The organism is Streptomyces sp. H39-S7 (assembly GCF_027158205.1).
In the GTDB taxonomy this organism is placed as follows: Bacteria; Actinomycetota; Actinomycetes; order Streptomycetales; family Streptomycetaceae; genus Actinacidiphila.
The window spans coordinates 89,514-111,420 of the sequence record NZ_JAPVLU010000024.1; the positions used below are offsets into that span (position 1 = coordinate 89,514).

At 69.8% G+C, this 21,907-nt stretch carries 14 protein-coding genes and 4 pseudogenes; 4 read left to right on the forward strand and 14 right to left on the reverse strand.

Features of this window, described 5'->3' with window-relative positions; all coding sequences use genetic code 11:
• The first annotated feature begins 8 nt into the window (after positions 1-8).
• A complete protein-coding gene (locus O3X23_RS23530) occupies positions 9-950 on the forward strand; it encodes a cyclase family protein (protein WP_269273483.1) in 942 nt (313 codons plus the stop codon).
• A gap of 58 nt (positions 951-1,008) precedes the next feature.
• Entirely contained in the window at positions 1,009-2,589 is a 1,581-nt protein-coding gene (locus tag O3X23_RS23535; protein WP_269273484.1) for a GMC oxidoreductase, read from the forward strand.
• A 48-nt stretch (positions 2,590-2,637) separates the two neighbouring features.
• Here the strand turns inward: O3X23_RS23535 and O3X23_RS23540 are convergent, their stop codons facing one another.
• From O3X23_RS23540 to O3X23_RS23560, 5 genes are all read right to left on the reverse strand, one after another.
• Positions 2,638-4,401: a cation:proton antiporter gene (locus O3X23_RS23540; RefSeq protein ID WP_269273485.1), complete on the reverse strand. Its 1,764-nt coding sequence runs from the start codon at positions 4,399-4,401 to the stop codon at positions 2,638-2,640.
• Between the two features lie 88 nt (positions 4,402-4,489).
• Positions 4,490-5,509 carry a cytochrome d ubiquinol oxidase subunit II gene (locus O3X23_RS23545; protein WP_269273486.1) on the reverse strand — a complete coding sequence of 340 codons (1,020 nt, stop codon included), beginning with the start codon at positions 5,507-5,509 and terminating at the stop codon, positions 4,490-4,492.
• A complete protein-coding gene (locus O3X23_RS23550; protein ID WP_269273487.1) occupies positions 5,506-6,996 on the reverse strand; it encodes a cytochrome ubiquinol oxidase subunit I in 1,491 nt (496 codons plus the stop codon). The genes O3X23_RS23545 and O3X23_RS23550 overlap by 4 nt, the downstream gene beginning before the upstream one ends.
• Before the next feature lie 36 nt (positions 6,997-7,032).
• Positions 7,033-8,355: an NAD(P)/FAD-dependent oxidoreductase gene (locus O3X23_RS23555; protein WP_269273488.1), complete on the reverse strand. Its 1,323-nt coding sequence runs from the start codon at positions 8,353-8,355 to the stop codon at positions 7,033-7,035.
• 19 nt (positions 8,356-8,374) lie between these two features.
• Entirely contained in the window at positions 8,375-9,211 is an 837-nt protein-coding gene (locus O3X23_RS23560; RefSeq protein ID WP_269273489.1) for an SDR family oxidoreductase, read from the reverse strand.
• Between the two features lie 288 nt (positions 9,212-9,499).
• On the opposite strand from O3X23_RS23560, the gene O3X23_RS23565 reads away from it, so the two are divergent.
• On the forward strand, positions 9,500-10,036 hold the full coding sequence (locus tag O3X23_RS23565) for a gluconokinase (RefSeq protein ID WP_269273490.1): 537 nt from the start codon (positions 9,500-9,502) through the stop codon (positions 10,034-10,036).
• A gap of 45 nt (positions 10,037-10,081) precedes the next feature.
• Here O3X23_RS23565 and O3X23_RS23570 read toward each other — a convergent pair.
• Together O3X23_RS23570 and O3X23_RS23575 are read right to left on the reverse strand one after the other, a co-directional pair.
• Positions 10,082-10,720: pseudogene (locus O3X23_RS23570) on the reverse strand (glycoside hydrolase family 15 protein); the annotation flags it as partial.
• A gap of 412 nt (positions 10,721-11,132) precedes the next feature.
• Positions 11,133-12,248: pseudogene (locus tag O3X23_RS23575) on the reverse strand (cation:proton antiporter domain-containing protein); the annotation flags it as partial.
• A 903-nt stretch (positions 12,249-13,151) separates the two neighbouring features.
• On the opposite strand from O3X23_RS23575, the gene O3X23_RS23580 reads away from it, so the two are divergent.
• A complete protein-coding gene (locus tag O3X23_RS23580) occupies positions 13,152-16,226 on the forward strand; it encodes a fibronectin type III domain-containing protein (protein WP_269273491.1) in 3,075 nt (1,024 codons plus the stop codon).
• Positions 16,227-16,571: 345 nt separating this feature from the next.
• Here the strand turns inward: O3X23_RS23580 and O3X23_RS23585 are convergent, their stop codons facing one another.
• The 7 genes and pseudogenes from O3X23_RS23585 to O3X23_RS23615 all read right to left on the reverse strand — a co-directional run bounded on the left by O3X23_RS23585 (position 16,572) and on the right by O3X23_RS23615 (position 21,906).
• Complete coding sequence (locus O3X23_RS23585) at positions 16,572-16,859, reverse strand: hypothetical protein (RefSeq protein ID WP_269273492.1); 288 nt, start codon at positions 16,857-16,859, stop codon at positions 16,572-16,574.
• Between the two features lie 16 nt (positions 16,860-16,875).
• Positions 16,876-17,001, reverse strand: a pseudogene (locus O3X23_RS23590) (CoA-transferase); the annotation flags it as partial.
• Between the two features lie 9 nt (positions 17,002-17,010).
• A pseudogene (locus tag O3X23_RS23595) lies at positions 17,011-17,797 on the reverse strand (SDR family NAD(P)-dependent oxidoreductase).
• Positions 17,794-18,750, reverse strand: coding sequence for a fumarylacetoacetate hydrolase family protein (locus tag O3X23_RS23600; RefSeq protein WP_269273493.1), 957 nt, complete (start codon positions 18,748-18,750; stop codon positions 17,794-17,796). The pseudogene O3X23_RS23595 and the gene O3X23_RS23600 overlap by 4 nt, the downstream one beginning before the upstream one ends.
• 82 nt (positions 18,751-18,832) lie before the next feature.
• On the reverse strand, positions 18,833-19,771 hold the full coding sequence (locus tag O3X23_RS23605) for a VOC family protein (protein WP_269273518.1): 939 nt from the start codon (positions 19,769-19,771) through the stop codon (positions 18,833-18,835).
• A gap of 12 nt (positions 19,772-19,783) precedes the next feature.
• The gene (locus tag O3X23_RS23610) at positions 19,784-20,782 is read right to left on the reverse strand and encodes an amidohydrolase family protein (RefSeq protein ID WP_269273494.1); all 999 of its coding nucleotides are present in this window, start codon (positions 20,780-20,782) and stop codon (positions 19,784-19,786) included.
• Entirely contained in the window at positions 20,779-21,906 is a 1,128-nt protein-coding gene (locus O3X23_RS23615; protein ID WP_269273495.1) for an FAD-dependent oxidoreductase, read from the reverse strand. The genes O3X23_RS23610 and O3X23_RS23615 overlap by 4 nt, the downstream gene beginning before the upstream one ends.
• Position 21,907 lies beyond the last annotated feature (1 nt).

Here is a 21,907-nt window from a genome sequence, read left to right on the forward strand (position 1 = left end):
CGATGCGGATGGGTGACCAGACCCGGCCCGGGCGCCAGCCACGCCAGCGCCCCGATGAGTTCGAGGCCCTGTATGAACGGCTGCGCGGGCAGGCCGCGGGCGGCGCGCGGGGCGCCCTGGACACCCTCACGCCCGACAGGGTCCGCGCTGCCACGGCGGAGGTCCGCTCGGGCCGTACCGTTACGCTCGCCTCGCCGGTGGAGACCCGGCCCGCGCCCGACAATCCGCGGCCGGCCGGTCACCGGCTGACCAGCCTGCCCGAGGCGGCCGCCGACGCCACGGGACTCCACTTCGCCACCGACCACTTCAGCATGGATGTGCACGGCGACGCCGACAGTCATCTCGACGCGCTGTGCCACGTCGTCTACGACGGCACCCTGTACGGCGGAGTCCCCGCGGCCACCGTCACCGCCGACGGCGCCACGGCCCTCTCCGTCGAACTGGCCAGAAACGGAATCGTCGGCCGGGGTGTGCTGCTCGACATCCCGCGGGTTCGCGAGGTGCCCTGGCTCGAGCCGGGCGATCATGTCAGCGCCGACGACCTGGTCGCCGCCGAACGCTCCCAGCAGGTCCGGGTCGGGGAGGGGGATCTGCTCCTCGTGCGGGTCGGCCACCGCCGGCGGCGCAACGAGACGGGACCGTGGGACGCCGCGCGCACCCGGGCCGGACTGCACCCGACCGCGATGGAGTTCCTCGCCGAACGCCGAGTTGCGGCCCTGGGCAGCGACAGCAACAACGACACCGCCCCGAGCCCCACGGACGGCGTGGACTTCCCGGTGCACGTCCTGGGCATCCACGCCCTCGGTCTGCACCTCCTCGACTACCTCCAGTTCGAGGACCTGGTGCCGCTCTGCGAACAGGAGGGCCGCTGGTCGTTCCTCTGCGTGGTCGCACCCCTGCGGCTGCCGGCGGCCACCGGCTCACCCGTCAACCCCATCGCGATTCTCTGACCGGCAATCGGCCGGGCACGCACCCGCTCCAGGGATCCCTGACCCCGAGGTGGTCGACATGGCTGACAACGAACACTATGACGTCATCATCATCGGCACCGGAGCGGGCGGCGGCACCCTCGCCCACCGGCTCGCTCCCACCGGCAAGCGCATCCTGCTCCTGGAACGCGGCGGCTACCTTCCCCGGGAACGGGACAACTGGGAGTCCACAGCGGTCTTCGTCAAGGGCAAGTACCGGGCCCCGGAGTTCTGGTACGACAAGCACGGCGACACGTTCCCACCCGAGGTCAACTACTACGTCGGGGGCAACACCAAGTTCTACGGAGCCGCGCTGTTCCGCCTGCGCCCCGAGGACTTCGGCGAGCTGCGTCATCACGGCGGCATCTCCCCGGCGTGGCCCATCCGTTACGAGGACCTGGAGCCCTACTACACGCAGGCGGAGCACCTCTACCTCGTGCACGGCCGGCACGGTGAGGACCCCGGCGAGGGCGAGGTCAGCGCCCAGTACGCCTACCCGCCGGTGCGGCACGAGCCGCGGATCCAACAACTCAGCGACGACCTGGAGAAGAAGGGCCTGCACCCGTTCCACCTGCCCATCGGCGTGAACCTCACCCAGGACGAGCACGGTCGCGCGACCAACGACAGTGTGTGCATCCGCTGCAACCGGGTGGACGGCTTCCCCTGTCTGGTACGGGGCAAGGCGGACGCGCAGGTGATCTGCGTCGACCCCGCCCTCGAGCACCCCAACGTGACCCTGCTCACCGGCGCCAACATTCGCCGGCTCGAGACCGACCCCGCTGGGCGCAGCATCAGCACAGTGGTGGCCGAACTGGAGGACGGATCGGCCGCCCACTTCAGCTCCGACATCGTCGTGGTCGCCTGCGGGGCGGTGAACTCCGCCGCACTGCTGCTGCGTTCGGCGAACGAGCAGCACCCGAACGGGCTCGCCAACGCCTCCGACGTGGTCGGCCGCCACTACATGCGCCACAACAACGAGGCGCTGATGGCGGTGTCCAAGGAGCCGAACGACACCCAGTTCCAGAAGACACTCGCGCTCAACGACTGGTACCTGGGCTCGGACGACTGGGACTATCCGCTCGGTGGTATCCAGATGCTGGGCAAGTCCGACTCCGACCAGATCCGCGGCGAGGCGCCGCGCTGGGCCGGGATGGCTTCTCCGGACATGCCCTTCGAGGTACTGGCCCATCACGCCGTGGACTTCTGGCTGTGCGGGGAGGACCTCCCGCAGCCGGAGAACCGCGTGACCCTGGACGGCGACAGCCGTATCCACCTCGCCCTGGACGAGAAGAACAACGTCGAGGGACTCAAGCGCCTGCAGCACAAGCTGCGCGGCATGCTGGGGCACCTGGGCATGCATCCGCACCACCTGCTGCCGCACAGCCTCTACCTGCACAAGGGGATGCCGATCGGTGCCACCGCGCACCAGGCGGGCACCGTCCGTTTCGGATCGGACTCCCGGACCTCGGCGCTCGACACCAACTGCAAGGCCCACGACCTCGACAACCTGTATGTCGTGGACACGAGCTTCTTCCCGAGCATCGGCGCCGTGAATCCCTCCCTGACCGCCATCGCCAACGCCCTGCGGGTCGGCGACCACATCACGGAGCGGCTGGGCTGAGCCGGCGCCCGGACGACCCGTCCGGGCACCTTGGCCGGCCCGAGGCGCTCAGAGCCCCGGCGTCGGAGTCAGCAGCACGCTGACATCTCCGGGGCGCGCCGTCGGGGCACCGGCCTCGGTGACCGGTGCGAGCTGCCCGTCCGGGCGCACCACGAACAGCATCTCGTGTCCCGCGGGGACCGCCCCGTCGCCGTGGTGCGTCACGATCCGGGAGCCGGCCGCGTACCGGCGGACCAGCTCCGGCCGCGTCAGCCCGGCGCTGAAGAGCGCATCACCCCCGGTGTACGGCGCCACCACACCGTGGCCACCGGCGAGGGGTCCGAGACGGTGGACGGGGCCTTCCACCCTCTCCTGGAGGTTCATCGTCGCGAGCGCGTTGAAGTCGTCCTCCTCGGTGAGCAGCAGCACGCTGGTGATGCCTTCCAGCTCGGCGCCGGCGCCGGTGGCCGCCGCGAGCAGCTCGCCGGGCGCCAGTTCGAGCCCGGCCTCCTCGATCCGGGCGCGCTGGTCATGGGCGCCGGCCCACATCAGCACGTCCAGGCCCGCCGCGTTCAGGGCGCGCCCCAGGTCGACCGCCCACAGATCACCACCCACGAGCAGCGGTCGCGACCGTGCGGGGCGCAGCGCCCCCAGCCGCCGGGCGACCGGGAGCGCGGTCAGGCCGTAAAGCATGACGGTGGCGACGATGACGACGAAGGTGGCCGGCAGGATCCGATCGGCGCCGTCGACGCCTTTCTGGACCAGGGTGACGGAGAACGTGGAGGCGGTGGCCGCGGCGACGATACCGCGCGGGGCCATCCAGCCGACGAACCACCGTTCCCCGGGCGGGATATCGGTCCCCGCGGTCGCGATGTGCGCCACCAGCGGTCTGACCACGAGGACCAGGATGGCCACCAGGGCGAGCGCCGGCAGGACCACATGGCGCAGTGACTGCGGGGTGACGGTGGCGGAGATGGAGACGAACAGCAGCCCGATGATCAGTGAGACCAGGGTTTCGAAGAAGGGCCGGCGAGCCGGGATGTCGAGGCCCCGCGCGTTGGCGAGGGCCATTCCCATGACCACGGCGGCGATCAGGCCGGTGTCGTCACGGACCGCGTCACAGGCTGCCGCCGCGCCGACCACCGCGGCGAACTGGACCGTGGTGCCGAGCACCTCGGTCAGCCGCAGGTGCCGCATCACCAGCCAGAGCGCGCCCGCCCCGACCGCACCGCCGGCCAGGCCCACCAGCGCGCTGACCCAGAACTGTCCCAACTGGCTCCCGAAGCCGCTCTGGCCGGCCCTCGCGATGACGCTGTGGAAGACGAACGCGCCCAGGATGCCGCCGATCGGATCGATCAGGGAGCCCTCCCAAACGAGGATGCGCTGCAGGCGCTCGGTCGGGCGCACGAAGTTGAGCAGCGGCCCGACCACCGTGGGCCCCGAGACCACCAGGATCGATCCCAGCATGATGGCCGCGTTCATGGACATACTCAGCACCGGTACCGCGCACAGAGCGGCGGACACCCAGGTGATGATCGTGCCGAGCCAGAGGAGGCGGACCACGACGCGCCGTGTGTGACCGCTCAGCCGCTTCAGGTCGAGGCCCAGCCCGGCGTCATAGAGGATCACCGCTACGGCGAGCGAGACCAGCGGGGAGAACGCGGGGCCCAGCAGCCGTTCGGGGTCGACGTCGTCCGAGAGCGCGCCGGCGGCGAAGCCGACCGGGAGCAGGATGAGGAGCGCCGGGACCCGCAACCGGCTCGCCAGCAGCTGCGAGCCGACCGCCAGCACCACGATCAATCCGACGCCGACCAGCACCTCATCCGGTGTCACAACACATCCTCCTGGGAGGGTCTTCGGTGACGTCTGTCGCCGTCGTCGCGTGCACCGGTGAACGGCCGCAGTCGGGACGGCGGAACCGTCACCGTGCGACATCCTCATCGGCGAGAGGTTCCAGCACCCCGTGGGTGTCGAGGCGGTACAGCACGACGAGCGCGGGTCCGATCAGCACCAGCGCGACGGCCGCGATGATGAGCATCCACTGCAGCGACGCGCTCGCACCCGCGCCCTGCTGGACGGTGAGTGAGGTGGGCACCAGATAGGGCCGCTGGGCGAAGCCCCAGGCGGCGACCAGCAGGGCCACCGTGGCCACCGATGTGTAGCGGGCCCACCCGGCGGCCGGACCGGCGACCAGCAGGGCGGTGACCGCCACGGCTGCCACGGCGAGAAGGACCAGGAGGAGCCCGATCCCGTGGGTGAGACCGTGATGGACGTAGGAGGCGTGCGGGTCGGTCACGGTCAGGCCGATCACACCGAGCGCCAGGAGGGCCGCGGCGCTGATCCAGGCGCGGAGCCGGAAGTAGCCGACCAGCTCGACGGCCCCGAAGCGGCGGGCGTCGACGGTGAGGAAGACCGCGCCGAGGAAGGCGGTGGCCGCGACCGTGAGCAGCCCTGCCATGATCGAGGTGGTGTTGGACCAGGCGTCCGCGGAGGCGGTGGTACCCGGTGCGACCCGCCCGGACGCCACCCCTCCGGCAGCGGCGCCGAGGAAGAACGGGGTGAGCAACGAGGAGACCGCGAACACGGCGCCGTAGATCCGGCGGGCGGACAGCCGCCGGGCGGGCTTGCGCAGTGCGAAGCCGGCCCCGCGCAGGACCATGCCGACGGCCGCCAGCGCGAGCGGGAGCCACAGCGCGGTGAACACCGTCTGGAAGAACACCGGGAAGCCGGTCCACATCAGGATGAACACGAAGATCAGCCAGACGTTGTTGACCTCCCAGACGGGCGCCATGGCGTGGTCGATCAGCCGGCGCGGTTGCTTGCCGCGGTCGGCACCGCCGGCCAGCAGGTCCCAGAACCCGGCGCCGTAGTCAACGCCGCCGCCGCAGGCGTAGGCGGCGATCACCAGCAACAGGATCCAGGCGACGGCGGTGGCGGTCACTGGTCGCCCCCGAATGCCGTGCCGGTGCCCTGATCGGTCGGCGACGTGCCGGAACGCGTCCCGGTGGCGGCGAGTTCAGGGCGCGGTCCGTAGGGAGTGTCGGTCTCCGGGCCCTCGGCCGACGCCCGTGCGGAGTCGGCGTCGGCGAGCCGCCAGCGGCTGCGCATTTTCAGCACCACGCCGAGGAACGCGCCGAAGACGAGCACGTAGACCGTGACGACGATGCCGAACATGGTCCACAGCGAGGACGCGGCGGTGGGCGTCACCGCTTCGGAGACCCGCATGTTCTGGTAGACGATCCAGGGCTGCCGGCCCACCTCGGTGGTGATCCAGCCGCACTCCACGGTCAGCAGGCAGGCCACGCCGGAGACGGCGGCGCACCGGAAGAACCAACGGGAGCGGGGCAGGTCGCGGTGGCGCAGCCAGCACCAGCCGTACCAGAGCGCGAGCAGGATCAGCAGGCTGCCGATGGTGACCATGATGTCGAAGGCCCAGTGCGCGATCGTGGCCTGGGTGGCGGTGGGCCGGTCGGCGGCGGGTACCGATGACAATCCGGTGACCGGCGTCTTCGGGCTGAACCCGGCCAGAATGGAGTCCAGTTGGGGAATCTTCAGGCCGCCCTTGATGCTTCCGTCCTCCTGCAGACGGCCGAACATGTACTCGGGTACGTGGGTGTCGGTTTTCCAGACGATCTCGGTAGCGGCGAACTTGACGGGCTGCTTGTGGAACACCGACCGTGCGATGGAGTCGCCCAGCATGAACTGCACCGGTGTGAGGATCGCGGCGGCCGTGAAGGGGACGGTGAACCCGAGGCGGTGGTAGCGGTCCCGGCGGCCGCGCAGCCAGCCCACCGCGTAGATGCCGGCGACGACGTATCCCGCGGTCAGGAACATCGCCACCACGAAGTGCCAGTACTCCGGGCCGAACATCGGCGTGAAGATGGCCTGCCGGACGCTGACGTTCACGGGCCTGCCACTCGGATCGAGCGTGAAGCCCTGGGGAGTGTTCATCCAGGAATTCGCGGCGATGATGCCGAAGGCTCCCAGCAACGCCGCGAGCGGCAGCGGCACACCGAGCCAGAAGTGCGTCCACGGCTTCAGCCTGCGCCACCCGTAGAGGTAGATCGCGATCAGGATCGCCTCGAGGAAGAACGCCCAGGCCTCCACGCCGAACCCGATGCCGAAGACGTCGCCCCAGCGGCCCATCATGCCCGGCCACAGCAGTCCGAACTCGAAGGACAGCACCGTACCGGTGACGATGCCGACGGCGAACTGGACGGCCATCACCGCGGACCAGCGGCGGGCCAGCAGCATCGCGACCGGATCGGCCTTGCGCAGTCCCCGGTAATGCATCACCAGCGTGATGAACGGCAGTGCCACCCCCAGCGGCACCAGCAGGATGTGGGAGGCCAGGGTGAACGCCATCAGTTCCCGGGCCGGCAGCAATTGTGGAGGGGTGGTCGCCAGAAGGTGTGCTGCGGTGTTCATGCGGGCCTCGGTGGCTCGGGCCGGTTGACAGCGGGGTCAGCCGGTGGACCGGACGGGGGGGAGGGCTCGGGCGGCGGCGCCGTGCGGGGCCTCTGGGACGAAGGCACGTTCGCGGCGCGATCCGGTGGCGAAGACCACCGCCCAGCTGAGCAGGGCGCCGGCTCGGCTGCGAAAGCCGGTGAGGAAGGCGATGTGGATGAACAGCCAGATCAGCCAGCCGAGGAATCCGGAGGCGTGGAAGCGGCCCATCTTCACCACGGCTCTGCCGCGCGAGATGTACGCCGCGCTGCCGAGGTCCAGGTAGCGGAACGGTCGCGGCTTGCGGGTCCTTCCTTCGACGGTGTGGCGGATGCTGCGGCCGGCGTAGGCGCCGCTCTGCATCGCGACCTCCGCGAGGCCGGGCAGCCTGTCCAGGCTCATCAGGTCGCCGACGACCCGGATCTCCGGATGGCCGGCGATGGTGAGATCGGGCTCGACCCGGATGCGCCCCGCTCTGTCCTGCTCGGCGCCGGTCGCCCGGGCCAGCGCCGTCGCCAGCGGAGGCGCCTCGACCCCTGCCGTCCACAGCACCGTGCGCGCCTCCACCCGATCCGTGCCGCCGTCCTTGCGGCGCACCGTCAGGCCCCGGTCGTCCACATCGGTGACGATCGACCCCAGGTGGACCTCGACGCCGAGGGCGTCGAGGGTACGGGCGGTCCGGCGCGACAGCGCAGGCCCGAAGGCGCCGAGCAACCCGTCCGATCCGTCGAAGATCAGGACGCGCGCCCGGCCGGGGTCGGCGGTGGAGAATTCCCGGTCGAGCGTGTGGGCGGCGATCTCCCGGATCTGCCCGGCCAGTTCGACCCCGGTGGGGCCACCGCCTACCAGGGCGAAGGTGAGCCACTGCGCGCGCTCCTGCGGATCCGTGCTCGCCTCGGCCATCTCGAACGCCTGGTAGAGCTTGGTCCGCACGGCCAACGCATCCGCGAGCGTCTTCATGCCAGGGGCGTACGGCGCGAACTCGTCGTGCCCGAAGTAGGACTGCCGCACGCCGACCCCCACGATGAGATCGTCGTACGGCAACTCGAGCATGCCGCCGTCCGGCCGCTCCGCGTGGACCACCCGCCCGGCGACGTCCACGTCGGTGGCCGTCGCCAGGAGGCACCGCACCTGGGGATGGCGGCGCAGGACGGCCCGCAGCGGCTGGGCGATCTGTCCCTCGGAGAGGATGCCGGAGGCGCACTGGTACAGCAGGGGCTGGAACAGGTGGTGGGCACGGCTGTCGACCAGGGTGACCGCTACCGGGGCGCTGCGCAGGGCCCGGACAGCGAAGAGACCGGCGAAACCGCCACCCAGGATGACCACCCTTCGGGGTGTCACATGGTCTTCCACCGTGTGATCAGCCTCCGGTGGCGAACCCGGGGAAGAGGGTCATCCCGCCGTCGACGTACAGCGTGGTGCCGACGACGTAGTCCAGCAGGTCGGAGGCAAGGACGGTCACCGCGTTGGCGATGTCCTCCGGGTCGCCGACCCGGCGGTACGGGACCAGCCGCAGGAGGTCGGCCTCGGCCTCGGGCGTATCCCAGGCGCTGCGGTTGATGGGGGTGCGGATGGCGCCGGGCGCCACGGCGTTCACCCTGATCCCCTTCGGGGCGAGCTCCTGTGCCAGGGTCTGCATCATCATCAGGACGCCGCCCTTGGACGAGGCGTAGTTCACGTGGCCCGACCAGGGGATGATCTGGTGGACCGAACTCATGCAGACGATCTTCCCGGCCGAGCGGGACACCTCAGGGACGACACCACGGCGGATGAATTCCTTGGCGGCCTCCCGGGCGCACAGGAACTGGCCGGTGAGGTTGACGTCCAGCACCTTCTGCCACTGGGCAACGCTCATCTCGGTGATCGCGGCGTCCCGCTGCAGCCCGGCATTGGCCACCATGATGTCGATCGTGCCGAACTCCTCGACCATGCGTGCGACCATCGCGACGACCTGGTCCTCCTGGGAGACGTCGGTCTCGTGCGCGTACGCCCGTACCCCGAAGGACTTGATCTCCTCGACCACTTCCTCGGCCGCCTCCTTGCCGAAGACGTAGTTGACGACGACGTCGGCACCGGCTCGCCCCAGACCGATCGCGGTCGCCTTGCCGATGCCGGAGTTCGCCCCCGTCACCAGCGCCTTCTGTCCACGGAGGATCTGCGGCACCGCCCGCCGGCCCTCGTCCACAGCTGAGGTCACTGCTGTCTCCCGTCGTCGGCCGCGAATCCGGCTTCAGTGGGGAACACTTCCCGGTCGAGTCCCGTCCTGACCGGGCGGCGCGCGCGGCTCGCCCGATGGACTCACCGAGATCGCCCCGACGGCCCAATGTGAGGCGGGCGCAGGGGCCACCGCTCGGCTGTCCGCAAGCACCGTCGAGGAGCCATCCGGGTGTGTCTCTCCGGCCCACGGCGCCCGCACTCTCCTACCGGCGGCCCGCGGTTGCATGATCTCCGCGAGGGGTTGTCCAGACCGGCGAGGGGCACTGTGGTGAATTCCGGACCAGCACCGGCGATCGTCGTGGTCATGGGTGTCTCCGCGTCGGGCAAGTCCACCATGGGGCGGCTGCTCGCCCAGCGTCTCGATGTGCCCCTCGTGGAAGGCGATGACTTCCACCCCGCGGCGAACATCGCCAAGATGACCGCGGGGCAGGCACTCGACGATGGGGACCGCGAGCCGTGGCTGCGGAGCATCGCCCGCTCGATCCGGGACACCTCCCACGCTCACCGGGGGGCGGTTGTCACCTGCTCGGCCCTCAAGCGGAAGTACCGGGACGTGCTCCGTGCGGCCGGTCCGGGTGTCTGGTTCCTCTACCTGGCCCTTGACGAGGAGACCGCCCACGCCCGGATCGCCCACCGGACCGGGCATTTCATGAAGGCCCGCCTCCTGGACTCCCAGTACGGGGCGCTGGAACCGCTGCAGGACGATGAGCCCGGACTCACCGTCGACGCCGGCGCCGGAACCGACGCGATCATCGGCTCGGTCCAGGCCGCCATCGCCCGCTTCCGGACCGGCGGGCCGGCCTGACCGCCCGTGGTGGTCCGCCGGACGCGGAGACGGCCCGCTCGACGGCTACGTCCCGTCCCCGGGCGCCCCATTGAGCCTCGCGTCCAAGGTGATCGCGGCGTCGATCAGGGCCAAGTGCGTGAAAGCCTGCGGGAAATTCCCCAACTGCCGCCCCGTCAGGCCGATCTCCTCGGAGTACAGGCCCAGGTGGTTGGCGTAGGTGAGCATCTTCTCCAGGACGAGCCTGGCCCGGTCGATGTGCCCCGCCCGTGCCAGGGCGTCGACGTACATGAACGTACACAGGGAGAAGGTTCCCTCGGAGCCGCGCAGCCCGTCGGGTGACGCCTCGGGGTTGTAGCGGTAGACCAGGCTGTCACTGACCAGCTCACGATCCATCGCGTCCAAGGTGGACTTCCACATCGGATCATCCGGCGTGATGAAGCCGACCGTCGGCATCCGCAGCAGCGACGAGTCGAGCACGTCGTCGCCGTAATGCTGCACGAAGGCCTGCTTCTTCGGGTCCCATCCCCGGCTGAGTACCTGCGCGTAGATCTCGTCACGCGCGTCCACCCAGCGACCGCGGGCCGCGGGGCGGCCGTCGTCGTGGGCGATCCGAACAGCGCGGTCGAAGGCCACCCAGGACACCGTGGCGGTGCCCAGGGCGCTGCCCGACTGCACCAGTGTGCCGAAGTCGAGTCGGCCGCCCAACGCGCTCAGGCTGAGCTGTGGCTCGCCCTTGCGCCAGCGGGTGGTCAGGATGAACTCGCCCTGCTGCATCGGCTTCGTCGGCGCGACGTAGACGTCGTCGTAGTTCGGCGGCAGCACGTACGCGCTGCGGTAGTCCGTGTACGGGTCGAAGCCCTTGTAGGGGACGTTGAAGTCGACCTTGCGCTGGCGGTCCTCGGTGCGCTGCGGCGCCTCGGTCCGCAGCAGGTGTGCCTTGCTCGCGTCCAGCACCACGTCTGCGGGGCCGTCCTTGAGCACGGTCTCCGGGTCGACCAGCACGGCCAGACCCGAGCGGTCCGCCTTCTCGCCGGCCACGTCGGCGCAGCACTCTGGCGACCGGCGCGGCGCTCAGAGCGTACACAACGACGGTGCTGACGATCACGAGAAACGTGACGGGAAGGATCTTGGCGGCCCCGCCGACTCCTCGATTGACGAGGTTCGCCGAGAACGCCGTTGCCGTGGCGGCCGCGACGATACCGCGGGGGGCCATCCATCCGACGAAGGCCCGCTCACCTGCGGCCAGCCCGGAGCGTGCAGTCGACACGTACGCGACGAGGGGGCGTACCACGAGGACGAGGATGGCGATGAGGGCCAGGCTGGGAAGGAGTACGGGCACGAGGGAGGCCGGCGTGATCGTGGCGGAGATCGAGACGAAGAGCAGCCCGATGATCAGTTGGGCCAGCGCCTCGAAGAAGGGGCGCCGCGCGGGCATGTCGAATTTACCGATGTTGGTGACGGCGAGCCCGGTGACGATGGCCGCGATGAGCCCTGTGTCGTCCCGGACGATGTCGCAGCACGCGGACACGACGATCACGGTGGCCAACTGAGCCAGCGTTCCGAGTGTCTCGCCCAGCCGGAGCGTGCGCAGCGTCAGCCACAGCAGCCCCGTCCCCACCGCTCCACCGACCAGTCCCACGGCCATGCTGAGCGCGAACTGGCCGAGTTGGTAGCCGCGGCCGATGTCGATCTGGTGCGTGGTGGCGATCGCGTGGAAGACCAGCGCTCCCAGAATGGCGCCGATCGGATCGGTCAGGGTCCCTTCCCAGATGAGGATGCGGCGCACCTTGTCGGTGGGGCGGACGAAGTCGAGAATCGGACCCACGACGGTGGGGCCGGAGACGACGAGGATCACTCCGAGCATCGACGCCTCCCGGAGCGGCATGTCGAACAGCGCGGGTGCTACGGCAGCGGTCGCCAGGAACGTGACCAGCACGCCGAGCAGGAGGAGTCTCCCCACGATCCACCGTGTGCGGCCGGTGAGTTTGCGCAGGTTGAGTCCGAGGCCGGCGTCGTAGAGGATCACTGAGACGGACATCGACACCAGGGCGGAGAAGCTCGGCCCCATCAGTTTGTCGGGGTGGACGACCTCGGTCATCGCGCCGGCAGCGAACCCCGCCGGCAGCAGGATGATCAGGGCGGGCACACGAAGTTTACTCGCCAGGATCTGCGAGCCGGTGGCAAGGGCCAGGGTCAGTGCGATCCCGAGAAGGACCTCTTCGTCTGTCACAGCAACTCCCTTCGGTGGAGCCCTGATGCGGGGGGATGCGGCCGTACCGACCGGCAGGGAGTTACGGTCGTGCCACCACCTGGAGGGTCGCCGCTCTGCCGTGGTCGGCCTCGAAGACGGAGGTCAACCGGGCGCTGCCTCCCTGCCGGCGGCACCGCCTGGTCGATGAGCCGTCGCGGCCACCTGCCGCGTTCCGCGCCTCCCGAAGCCGGGTCCCAGAAGCCGGCCCAGCCCCACAGCCGGTAGCGTCGGCGCAGGTGTACGCGGCGATCGCCGGCAACACCACTGCTCCGGCCCGTCCGGCCGCTGCCCGGCAGGCGAGGATCAGGCAAGTACCGGACGCATGTGAGGGCAGCCCTGACGGGGCCGCTGTGGGGCCATTGGACGGAACGGCTTCCCCCGGCCGGCCCAACCGGCTGAGCCGGGATGGGCGGGTACCAGCCGCTTCGGCCCGGAGCGTGACTGTGGTGACGCACCTCGACAACGGGGTCGCACACATCGCCACATGGCAGGCATTTCGATTTTCCTACGCCTTTTTGCGCGGTTTAGGCAGGGCATGGCGTATCCCCTAAGCATATTTTGCTCTTCACATATGTTCGACCGAAGGGATTGCTACGTTCCCTGCGGCGGGTCAGGTTCTGTTCATGCGTGTTGCGCGTGCGGGCGGAGCCGATCACTTCTACCCACCGCCGTTCATCCGTGACGTGAGCACGCGGGATTCTGTGTGCCCGCGTGCGGAGAGGCGTGAGCATGTGGCTTTCCAGGAGAACCCGCGGCAGGCGAGCGTGGGGCAGTACGGCTCTAGCCGTAGTGGTGGTGCTGGGGTTAGGCACCGGCTCGGTGAGCGTGGCTGACGCCGCGCCACAGCGGTCAGGCTCGGTGGCGCAGGCCCTGCAGGCGCCAATGATCGACTCGGTACAGCCGTTCACCACCGGCACGGTGCATGTCACCGTCACCATGGGCGACACCGCCCAGGAACCGGTCGCACGCGTCGACGTCCACGCGTACGCGCTCGACGACAACGGGGACCCCACCGGCGCGCCGATCGCCAACGGGCACGTGCTCAATCCCGACCCGGCCAACCCGCCCGTGGTGAAGATCCAGGGCCTGACCAACGATGCCAACTATGCGTTCGAGGCCACCGAAACCACAGCGGGCGGCGCGCTCTCCGGCGTCTCGACCCCGTTCATCGGCGGCCCGCAGACCCCGAAGCCGCCACTGGCCCCCACCCTTGCGACTGTCCTGGGGCGGGACACGAAAATGCTCGTGGTCTGGAACCCGGCCCACCCCAACGGCTCGCCTGTGACGTCCTACACGGTCACCGCGACACCGAACGGCCCCGGGGCCAGTGTGACCGCGAGCGTGGCCGGAAACGCCATCCACACCACCCTGACCGGTCTGGTCAACGGCAAGTACTACTCGGTGACGGTCACCGCGACGAATGCTGCCGGCACCTCGCCGGCCGGCACGTCCGACAGCCAGACCGTGGGCGCCGAGGCGAACGGTACCGTCGCCGCCCGGCCCGCCTACACCTCCAGCGCCCCGCAGGACGTCTCCGCCGGGCCACCCCCGCCCGGCGCCGACGGCGCCCAGCCCGACCCGACCTCCCTGCAGGTGAGCTGGGACGCGCCGTTCGACAACGGCGGGCACACCATCACCAACTACATCGTGGACGCCGTCGCGCCCGGCCAGGCGCCCGTCGTGGCGACCGTGCCGGCCACCACCACCCGCACAACGCTGACCGGTCTGGCCCCGGACGTCGAGTACAAGATCACGGTCACCGGGACCCAGCACAACGGACAGCTCAGCGCCACCAGCACCCCGGTCACGGCCGCACCCCACCCGACCCTGGCGGCGGGCACCGTGTTCCTGTCCGCCGCGTCCATCGCGACCATCACCCGCGTCACCGACACCACCGTGGTGTTCACCAACCCGCCCGCCCAGGTCACGAACCTGGCGGTGAAGAACATCATCGCTGTCGGCGAGAGCACCAATCCGCTGGCCCACTCCGGCCTGCTGCGCGTCGTGGACAGCAAGAGCACTACGGGCGGCACGGTCACCCTCACCACCAGTCAGGCCGCGCTGCAACAAGCCTTCCGGGCCCTGGACTTCACCGCCCACGGCAACCAGGCGACCTCGGGCGCCCAGGGCTACCGGATCCAGATGCTCAACCCGAACTTCCAGGCCACGATGGCACCCCAGGTGGCGATCCCCATCGCCAACAAGACCTTCACCCTCGATCTGGCCCAGAAGCTCAACGACGACCCCAAGATGAAGGAACGTCTGGGCAACGCCACGATCACCGCCAAACTGACCGCCGCGCTGAGCCTGACCACCAACTGGGAAGCCAACGCCAGCTTCCAGGACGACCCGAACGGCTCGTGGTACTCCACCAAGACCTTCACCTACGACTTCTCCGCCACCGCGACCGCGAAGGCATCGATCACCGGCGAACTGGGCATCGCCTACAAGCACGAGACGCAGCGCGAGCCGCTGCTGACTCTCAAGCCGGCGGGTACGGGCTGCGTGATCGTCTACGCGATCGCGTTCTGCCCCTCGCTGACGATCTACACCCAGACCTCGATCGACGGCTCGATCAAGTTCACCTTCAACGCCACGTACGAGCGGACCATGGGCGGCAAGGTCCACCGCGACAGCAGCGGGAACACGCACAAGACCGACCTGACCAAAAACCCCGTCACGGCGTTCAATTACGACCTGAACGCCGCGGCGACGGTCACGTTCGCGTTCCCCGTGTCACTGAAGATCCTCATCTACGACGTCGCCGGACCCGAGCTGGAGGTCACGCCCTCCATCGAAATCACCGCGGACACCGCCGCCACGCCCTGGCTGAAGGTGACCGCGCCACTGAAAGTGTCGGTGTTCTTCCTCCTGGACTTCAAACTGACGTCGTTCTCGTTCGGAGGCGTCGTCTACAACACCACCTTCCCCCTCTACCAGAGCGCCGGGGCGTTCCCGATACCGTCCCTGTCCAGCGCGGCGCCGGCCGCCGCGACCGGCCCGCGGACCGCATCGAAGTCCCTGACCGCCGCCGCAGCGGCGACCAAGCAGTATGCCGTCACCTGGCCTGCTGCCTGCGACCCCGCACAAGCCGTCACATGGTCGATGGCGGCCGGCTCCCTGGGCACCGTCAGCCCGACCGGCCTCTACACCCCGCCAACCCACCCCGGGACCAACTACACCGACCTGATCAACGCCACCACCGCCGGCACGGCCACCTGCCCGTCCGTCACCGCCCAGGCTGCGCACCACCACGGGGCGAGTCTGCCCGCGGCCCCGCACGCGCCGGCGATCAGTCCGGACGGCTCGACCGTGACCTGGACGGCGCCCGCCGACGGCGGCAGCGCCATCGAGGAGTACGTGGTCACCGTCGTGAACAACCCCGGCGACCCGGCCGGCTCCGAAACGGTCCTGGGCACCGCCCCCGGCACCGCCACCTCGATGCCGATCCCCGCCGACCGTATCCCGCAGATCGAAGGCGGGCACGCCAGCGTCCAGGTCACCGCGGTCACCGCCCGCGGACAGGGGCCCGCCTCCGCGCTCTCGCCGCCGGCACCGGCCACCAATCCGCTGCCCGTCCTGACCACCTCAACCGCAATCGCGGGCGGCGGCAACATCACCGTGACACCCGATGTGTTCAACCTCGGCGCGAGCGACGCCACCAACGTCACCTACCAACTCGCCTACCCGCCCGTCTTCACCAACCCCACCGCCCCCTCCTCGTGCACGATCAACACGACGAGCCGGACGCTCACCTGCGACACCGGCGCCATTCCCGCCGGAACCGACAAGATCACCCCCCTCATCTCCTTCACCGTCGGCACCATGACGCCCGGCACGGCCCACCCCCTCACGATCACCCGCACTGGCGCCAACCCCTATGCCAGCGACCCCAACAACGGCACTACCACCCTCATGTGCGCAGCAGACACCGCACTCAAGGTCACCTGCGCGTAACACCCACCCGCAACGGCGAACGACCCGACGGGCACCAGACAGGTAGCCGCTCTCCGTGAACGGCCTGCACCCCTGGCCCCACCGCCGAACGGCGGTGGGGCCAGTCACGATCGGACCGGGCCCCTTGGCGTCCTCCCCGCACTGGAACGCCTTGTCGTCACCCTGCCCATCGGTCAGCGTCCGGTGGAACCAGGGGGCCGCGCCGGCGGGGGCCGGGGTGTGGAAAGCGTTCGAGAGCGGCGGGGTAGTGCAGGCGTTCCAGGAGCTCGTCGAGGAGGAATCTGCGGGTCAGGTCACGGTGTTCGCGGGAGCGGGTGAGGAAAACCCATTCGAGCCGAATAAGGCTCAGCCGAGACCACGATGGGCGGCCCACAACGCACTGGCACGGCCGGCGGCGCCGGCGACCAGGGCCGCCAGTTCGGGTTTGTCGGGGACAGGGAACGAGACGTATGCGCCCCGGCCACCACCCACTGGTCGGCCATAGGCCTTTACGGCGAGGTGACCGTCCGGGAGGAGCCGGACGTTGAGTGTGGTCAGCATGAACGCTTCACCGCGCCGAGTGTCCGTCCAGCGGAGCACCTGCGGGATCGTGACATTGATCGCCAGAGCACTCACTTCCAGGTCGCTGCTCATGGACGAATGATCTCACGCGAGGGTGGAGGGCTCGGATGAGAGCGTCGGGGATGCCGCTGAGGCCGAATCCGCCGACGGGGAGCGAGGCACCGTCGGGGATGTCGGCAACGGCTTCCGCGGCGCTTGCGCTGACTTTGTCCATGAGGTGCGGCTAATCCTTTTCACTGCGGGACGCAAAGATCTCTTCGGCGCCGGGCCGCAAGGCGTCAGAGATGGCTCTCGCTCCGCCGTGTGCGGTGTATCCGCCGTCAACAGGGATTTCAGCACCGGTGATGAAGGAGGCGTCCTCCGACAGGAGAAACACCACCAGTGGGCTGACCTCGTCGACCGTGCCGGTACGGCCCAGAGGGGTCTCGCGGATATTCGCCGCACGGAAGGCGGGATCGGCTGAGGCCGTCATCTCCGTCTCGATGAAACCGGGATGGATGGTGTTGACCCGGATGCCCCGTGGCCCCAGCTCCATGGCCGCGGTCTTCGACAGCCCACGCAGGGCCCATTTGCTGGTGGTGTACGCCACCGGGTAGTGGGTGGGCGGTCAGTGCGGCGGACGAGCCGATGTTGACGATGGAGGCGCCGGGTCGCATGAGCGGCAGGAGATGCTGGATGCCGAGCAGTGGACCAATGACGTTCACGGCGTGCACGCGGGCCATGTCCTCGGCCCCCACGTCGCCGAGACGGGCGCGCCAGGTGATGCCCGCGTTGTTGACCAGGCCGTCGACGCGGCCGTGCTCCTGGCGCAGTTCAGCGGCGAGTTCGGTCCACGCCGCCCCGCTGGTGACATCTAGCCGGCGGCAGCCTGGAGAGGGTGTCACGTCGGTGGCGATGACGTGGGCACCTTCCTGCGCAAGGGCTGTCGCTTCGGCAGCGCCCTGGCCACGGGCCGCGCCCGTGATGACCACGACCTTGCCCAGCAGCCGGCCAGGGCGGGCTTCCCTCACGGCCGGCTCCGGGGCCGGTGGCGTCCCGTGGGCAACGGCACCGCCGACGATCCGGTTATCACGCGATTGGACACCGTACCTATGCCCTCCACGGTGAGTGTCACCACGTCCCCGGGCCGCAGGGGTGGCGGTGTCTGCTCGCCCCTTACACCCCAGAGTTCGGCGAGGCAGCCGCCGTTGCCGCAGGTGCCCGAGCCCAGCACGTCTCCCGGCATGACGGCCGTACCGCGCGAGGCGTAGGCGACCATTTCCTCGAAGGTCCAACTCATGTTGGACAGCAGGTCCTTGCCGACCACTTCGCCGTTGACTTCGGCGGTCAGGGCCAGGCGCAGGAAGCCGTCGGCATCGCGGTAGGGCTCCAGTTCGTCGGCGGTGACGAGGTACGGGCCCAGGGTCGTCGCGGTGTCCTTGCCCTTGCAGGGGCCCAGCCCCACCTTCATCTCGGCGGACTGCAGGTCGCGGGCCGACCAGTCGTTGAAGATCGTGTAGCCGATGATGTGGTCTCGTGCCTGCTCGGGGGTCAGGTCGCGGCCTTCGCGGCCGATGACGGCGGCGACTTCGAGCTCGAAGTCCAGGACCGAGGACCCGGGGGGCACCGGAACGTCGTCGTGCGCGCCGATCATCGCGTACGGATTGCCGAAGTAGAACGTGGGCGCCTCGTACCACTGAGCGGGAACCCCGGCCGTGCCCTCGACGGACCGGCGTACGCCCTCGACGTGCTCCTCGAAGGTGACGAAGTCGCGCACGGTCGGAGGGTGCAGCAGCGGCAACAGCCTGACGTCCCGCACCTTCGGGCCGGCGGGGACGTCGAGGGTGGCGGTGCCGGCCTCGTGCGCGCGGCCGGAGCGAATCAGGGCGAGGAGGTCGTCGTGGCCGGGCACGGGGTAGAGGCGGCCGTCGTCCTCGACGATGCCGAGGCGGCGGCCGTGGTGTTCGTAGGAGGCGAAGCGCATGGCGGTACTCCAGGGGTGGTCCGGGGGCGGGGCCGTGGGTCAGGGCAGGACAGGGCACCGCGCCCCCGGAGATCAGGGAGGGTCAGACCGGCGGGGCGAGGAACACGCCGCGGTCGACGTCGTTGAAGGACTCCTTCGCGACGATCTCGTTCATCGCGTTGGCGGTGCCCCACTGGTCGGTGACCTCCGGCTGGGAGAAGTCGTAGACGTGGGGATGCCAGGTGTCCTCGTCGAGCTCCTCGAGTTCGGTGGTGTACTCGACGGTGTTGCCGTGCGGGTCGAGGAAGTACGTGAAGGTGTTGTCACCGGCCATGTGCCGGCCCGGGCCCCAGATCTTGCGGAAGCCCGCCCGCATCACCCGGCCGGAGCCGCGCATGTACTCGTCCAGGCCGCGCATCTCGAACGAGACGTGGTGCAGCGAGGTGTGGGGTCCCTTGGCGAGGGCCATGGAGTGGTGCTGGTTGCTGATCCTCATGAAGTGCATGACCTCGCCCATGTGCGGGGAGCTGAGGCTGTCGGACAGTGCGAAGCCGAGGTGGCTCTCGTACCACTCGCGAGTGCGGTTCAGATCGGGGGAGTTGAGGACGACGTGGGAGAGCCGGACCGGGATGGCCTCCTTCTCCTCCACCCGCCGGTGCACCCGTGCCTCGACGTCGGCGGACACCTCGATGGTGCGGCCGTCGACGTCGAAGAACCGGAAGCCGTATCCGCCGCCGGGGGTGTCCATCTTCCCCGGGCGGGTGATCAGCTGAACGCCGCCGGCGAGCAGATTCTCGGCGAGTGCGTCCACGTCGGCCGCGGTCGCGGCACCGTAGGCGACGAGGTCCAGGCGCTTGTCCTCGGCCTTGCGCAGTCTCACCACGTACTGCTCGGGCGAGCCCTCAGCGGCCAGGTAGGAGATACCGGAGTCCTCGGCGACCTTCGTCAGGCCCCAGACGCCTGCGTAGAAGTCGAGCTGCTTGTCGTAGTCCGGCACGGCGAGATCGACGTGTCGCAGGTGGGTGAGCAGGCGTCCACTCATCATCGTTCCTCCTCAGGCGAGGCGCAGGAGCGCGCTTGCGTTGGCGCCGCGGACGGCGTGGAAGTCGGCTTCGGGCAGATCCGCGGCGCGCAGAGCGGCCACCGGATCGTCGGTGCCCATGTCGAAAGGGAAGTCGGAGCCGAGCAGCACCCGGTCCGGGCCGGCCACGCGCACCAGTTCGCGCAGGACGGCAGGGTCGTGGACGAGGGAGTCGAAGTACAACCGCTTGAGGTAGCTGCTGGGCTCGTCCGCGCAGCCCCGGGCGTCCGGACGTGCCCGCCACGCGTGATCGGACCGGCCGATATGCGTGGGCAGATACCCGCCCCCGTGCGCCGCGATGATCCGCAGTCCGGGATGGCGGTCCAGGACGCCGGAGAAGATCAGGTGGGACAGGGCGACGGCGTTCTCGGTGGGCTGGCCGACGGTGTTGGACAAGTACCACCGGTCGAGTCGCTCGTCGAGGGTGCAGCCGAAGGGGTGCAGGAAGAGCAGGGCGCCGGTCTCCTCGGCCCGGGCCCACAGGGGCGCGTAGGCCGGATCGGACAGCTCGCGGCCCGGTGCGTGCGAGGAGATCTGCACGCCGCACATACCCTGGGCAAGCGCGTGATCGAGGAGTTCGACGGCCAGCTTCGGGTGCTGGAGCGGGACCAGGCCCAGGCCGCGCAGGCGCGTGGGGGCCTTTGCGCAGTGGGCGGCGGTCGCGGTGTTCGCCAACTCGCCCACGGTGCGGGCCACGTTCTCGTCGGCCCAGTAGTGGTAGTGGGACGGCGAGGGCGAGACCAACTGGACATCGACGCCCACCGCGTCCATGGCCGCGATCCGCGCGTCGACGTCCGTCAGCAGCGCGATGCGACTGCCGACCATGGGTCCGCTGACGGCCAACGCCTCAGGTCCGTTGCGGCGGGCGTCCAGGTCGCGGGCCGCACCGAAACCGGGGCGGTCGACGACGAGTTCCTGGAGCTGCGGAAGAAGGAGGTGGGCGTGGACGTCGACGGTTGGTGCGGTGGTCACGGGAGCTCCTTGAGTACGGCCATGGTGCGGCCCATCAGGCCGGGGACGTCGGCGTCGCGGACACCGTCCAATTGCCACTGGCCGATCTGCACAGAGGCGTCGACGACCCTGCGGACGCGAGGCATGCGACGGTCGCGGTAGGCGGTCAACAGCGCGTCGTCCCACACGTCGTGGGAGCTGAGCAGTTCCGCCAGGACCGAGGCGTCCTCCAGCGACATGGCGGCGCCCTGCGCGATGGTGGGCGGGCAGGCATGGGCGGCGTCGCCGACCAGGACCACCCGGCCCCGGTGCCAGGCTCCCTCCACCAGGTGCCGGTCGAACCAGGTGTAGTTGACCTGCGCGGGATCGGTGATCGTGTCGCGGATCTCGTCCCAGAACCCGCTGTACCCGCGGGCGAGACTGCGCATCTCGTCGGCGTACGAGGCCGGGTCGATCGCGGCCCGGTCCCGGTTCGCCTCGACGAGGTAGGCATACAGGGTGGTGTCGCTGGTGGGACAGAACCCGGCGATGAACGCCGTACCGCCGTACGCGAGATGGGTGCGAGTGACGCCCTCCGGACGCGGCGCCGGCGTGCGCCAGATGGCCATGCCGGTGGGCACCGGCCGGTCCGGTATCCCGATGGCGTCCCGGGTGCTGGAACTCACTCCGTCGGCGGCCACCACCAGGTCGTACCGGCCCGAGGTGCTGTCGGTGAACGTCACGTCCACGCCGGTCGCGTCCTGCGCCAGCTTCTCGACCGTGCAGCCGAGGCGGACGGAGGTTCCGGAGGCGCGGACGGCCGCGATGAGGATGTTCTGCAGTGCGGGGCGCTGCATGCCCAAGGTGGCGGGAAGGTCGTCGCCTCCGGTGTGCACGTCCTGCTGGGTGAAGACCACGTGGCCGGCGGGAGTGGTGATCGAGACACCGTCGGTGCTGTAGCCCTGGGCGCACACCTCCTGCCAGACGCCGATCTCCCGCAGGACGCGCAGGGCGTTGCCCTGGAGGGTGATGCCGGAACCGTAGGCGTTCCAGTCGGCCTTGGCCTCGACCAGATCGACGGCGATGCCGGCTGTGCGGAGCAGAACGGCGAGACCGTTGCCCGCGGTGCCGCCGCCGATGACGAGAACGGTGGGTTGATGAGTCATG

Excerpts from the sequence above, each read along its gene's own strand:
- O3X23_RS23550 (WP_269273487.1), bottom strand. The coding sequence starts at position 6,996 with ATGAACACCGCAGCACACCTTCTGGCGACCACCCCTCCACAATTGCTG.
- O3X23_RS23530 (WP_269273483.1), top strand. The coding sequence starts at position 9 with ATGGGTGACCAGACCCGGCCCGGGCGCCAGCCACGCCAGCGCCCCGAT.
- O3X23_RS23600 (WP_269273493.1), bottom strand. The coding sequence starts at position 18,750 with ATGCGCTTCGCCTCCTACGAACACCACGGCCGCCGCCTCGGCATCGTC.
- O3X23_RS23605 (WP_269273518.1), bottom strand. The coding sequence starts at position 19,771 with ATGAGTGGACGCCTGCTCACCCACCTGCGACACGTCGATCTCGCCGTG.
- O3X23_RS23580 (WP_269273491.1), top strand. The coding sequence starts at position 13,152 with ATGATCGACTCGGTACAGCCGTTCACCACCGGCACGGTGCATGTCACC.
- O3X23_RS23535 (WP_269273484.1), top strand. The coding sequence starts at position 1,009 with ATGGCTGACAACGAACACTATGACGTCATCATCATCGGCACCGGAGCG.
- O3X23_RS23615 (WP_269273495.1), bottom strand. The coding sequence starts at position 21,906 with ATGACTCATCAACCCACCGTTCTCGTCATCGGCGGCGGCACCGCGGGC.
- O3X23_RS23585 (WP_269273492.1), bottom strand. The coding sequence starts at position 16,859 with ATGAGCAGCGACCTGGAAGTGAGTGCTCTGGCGATCAATGTCACGATC.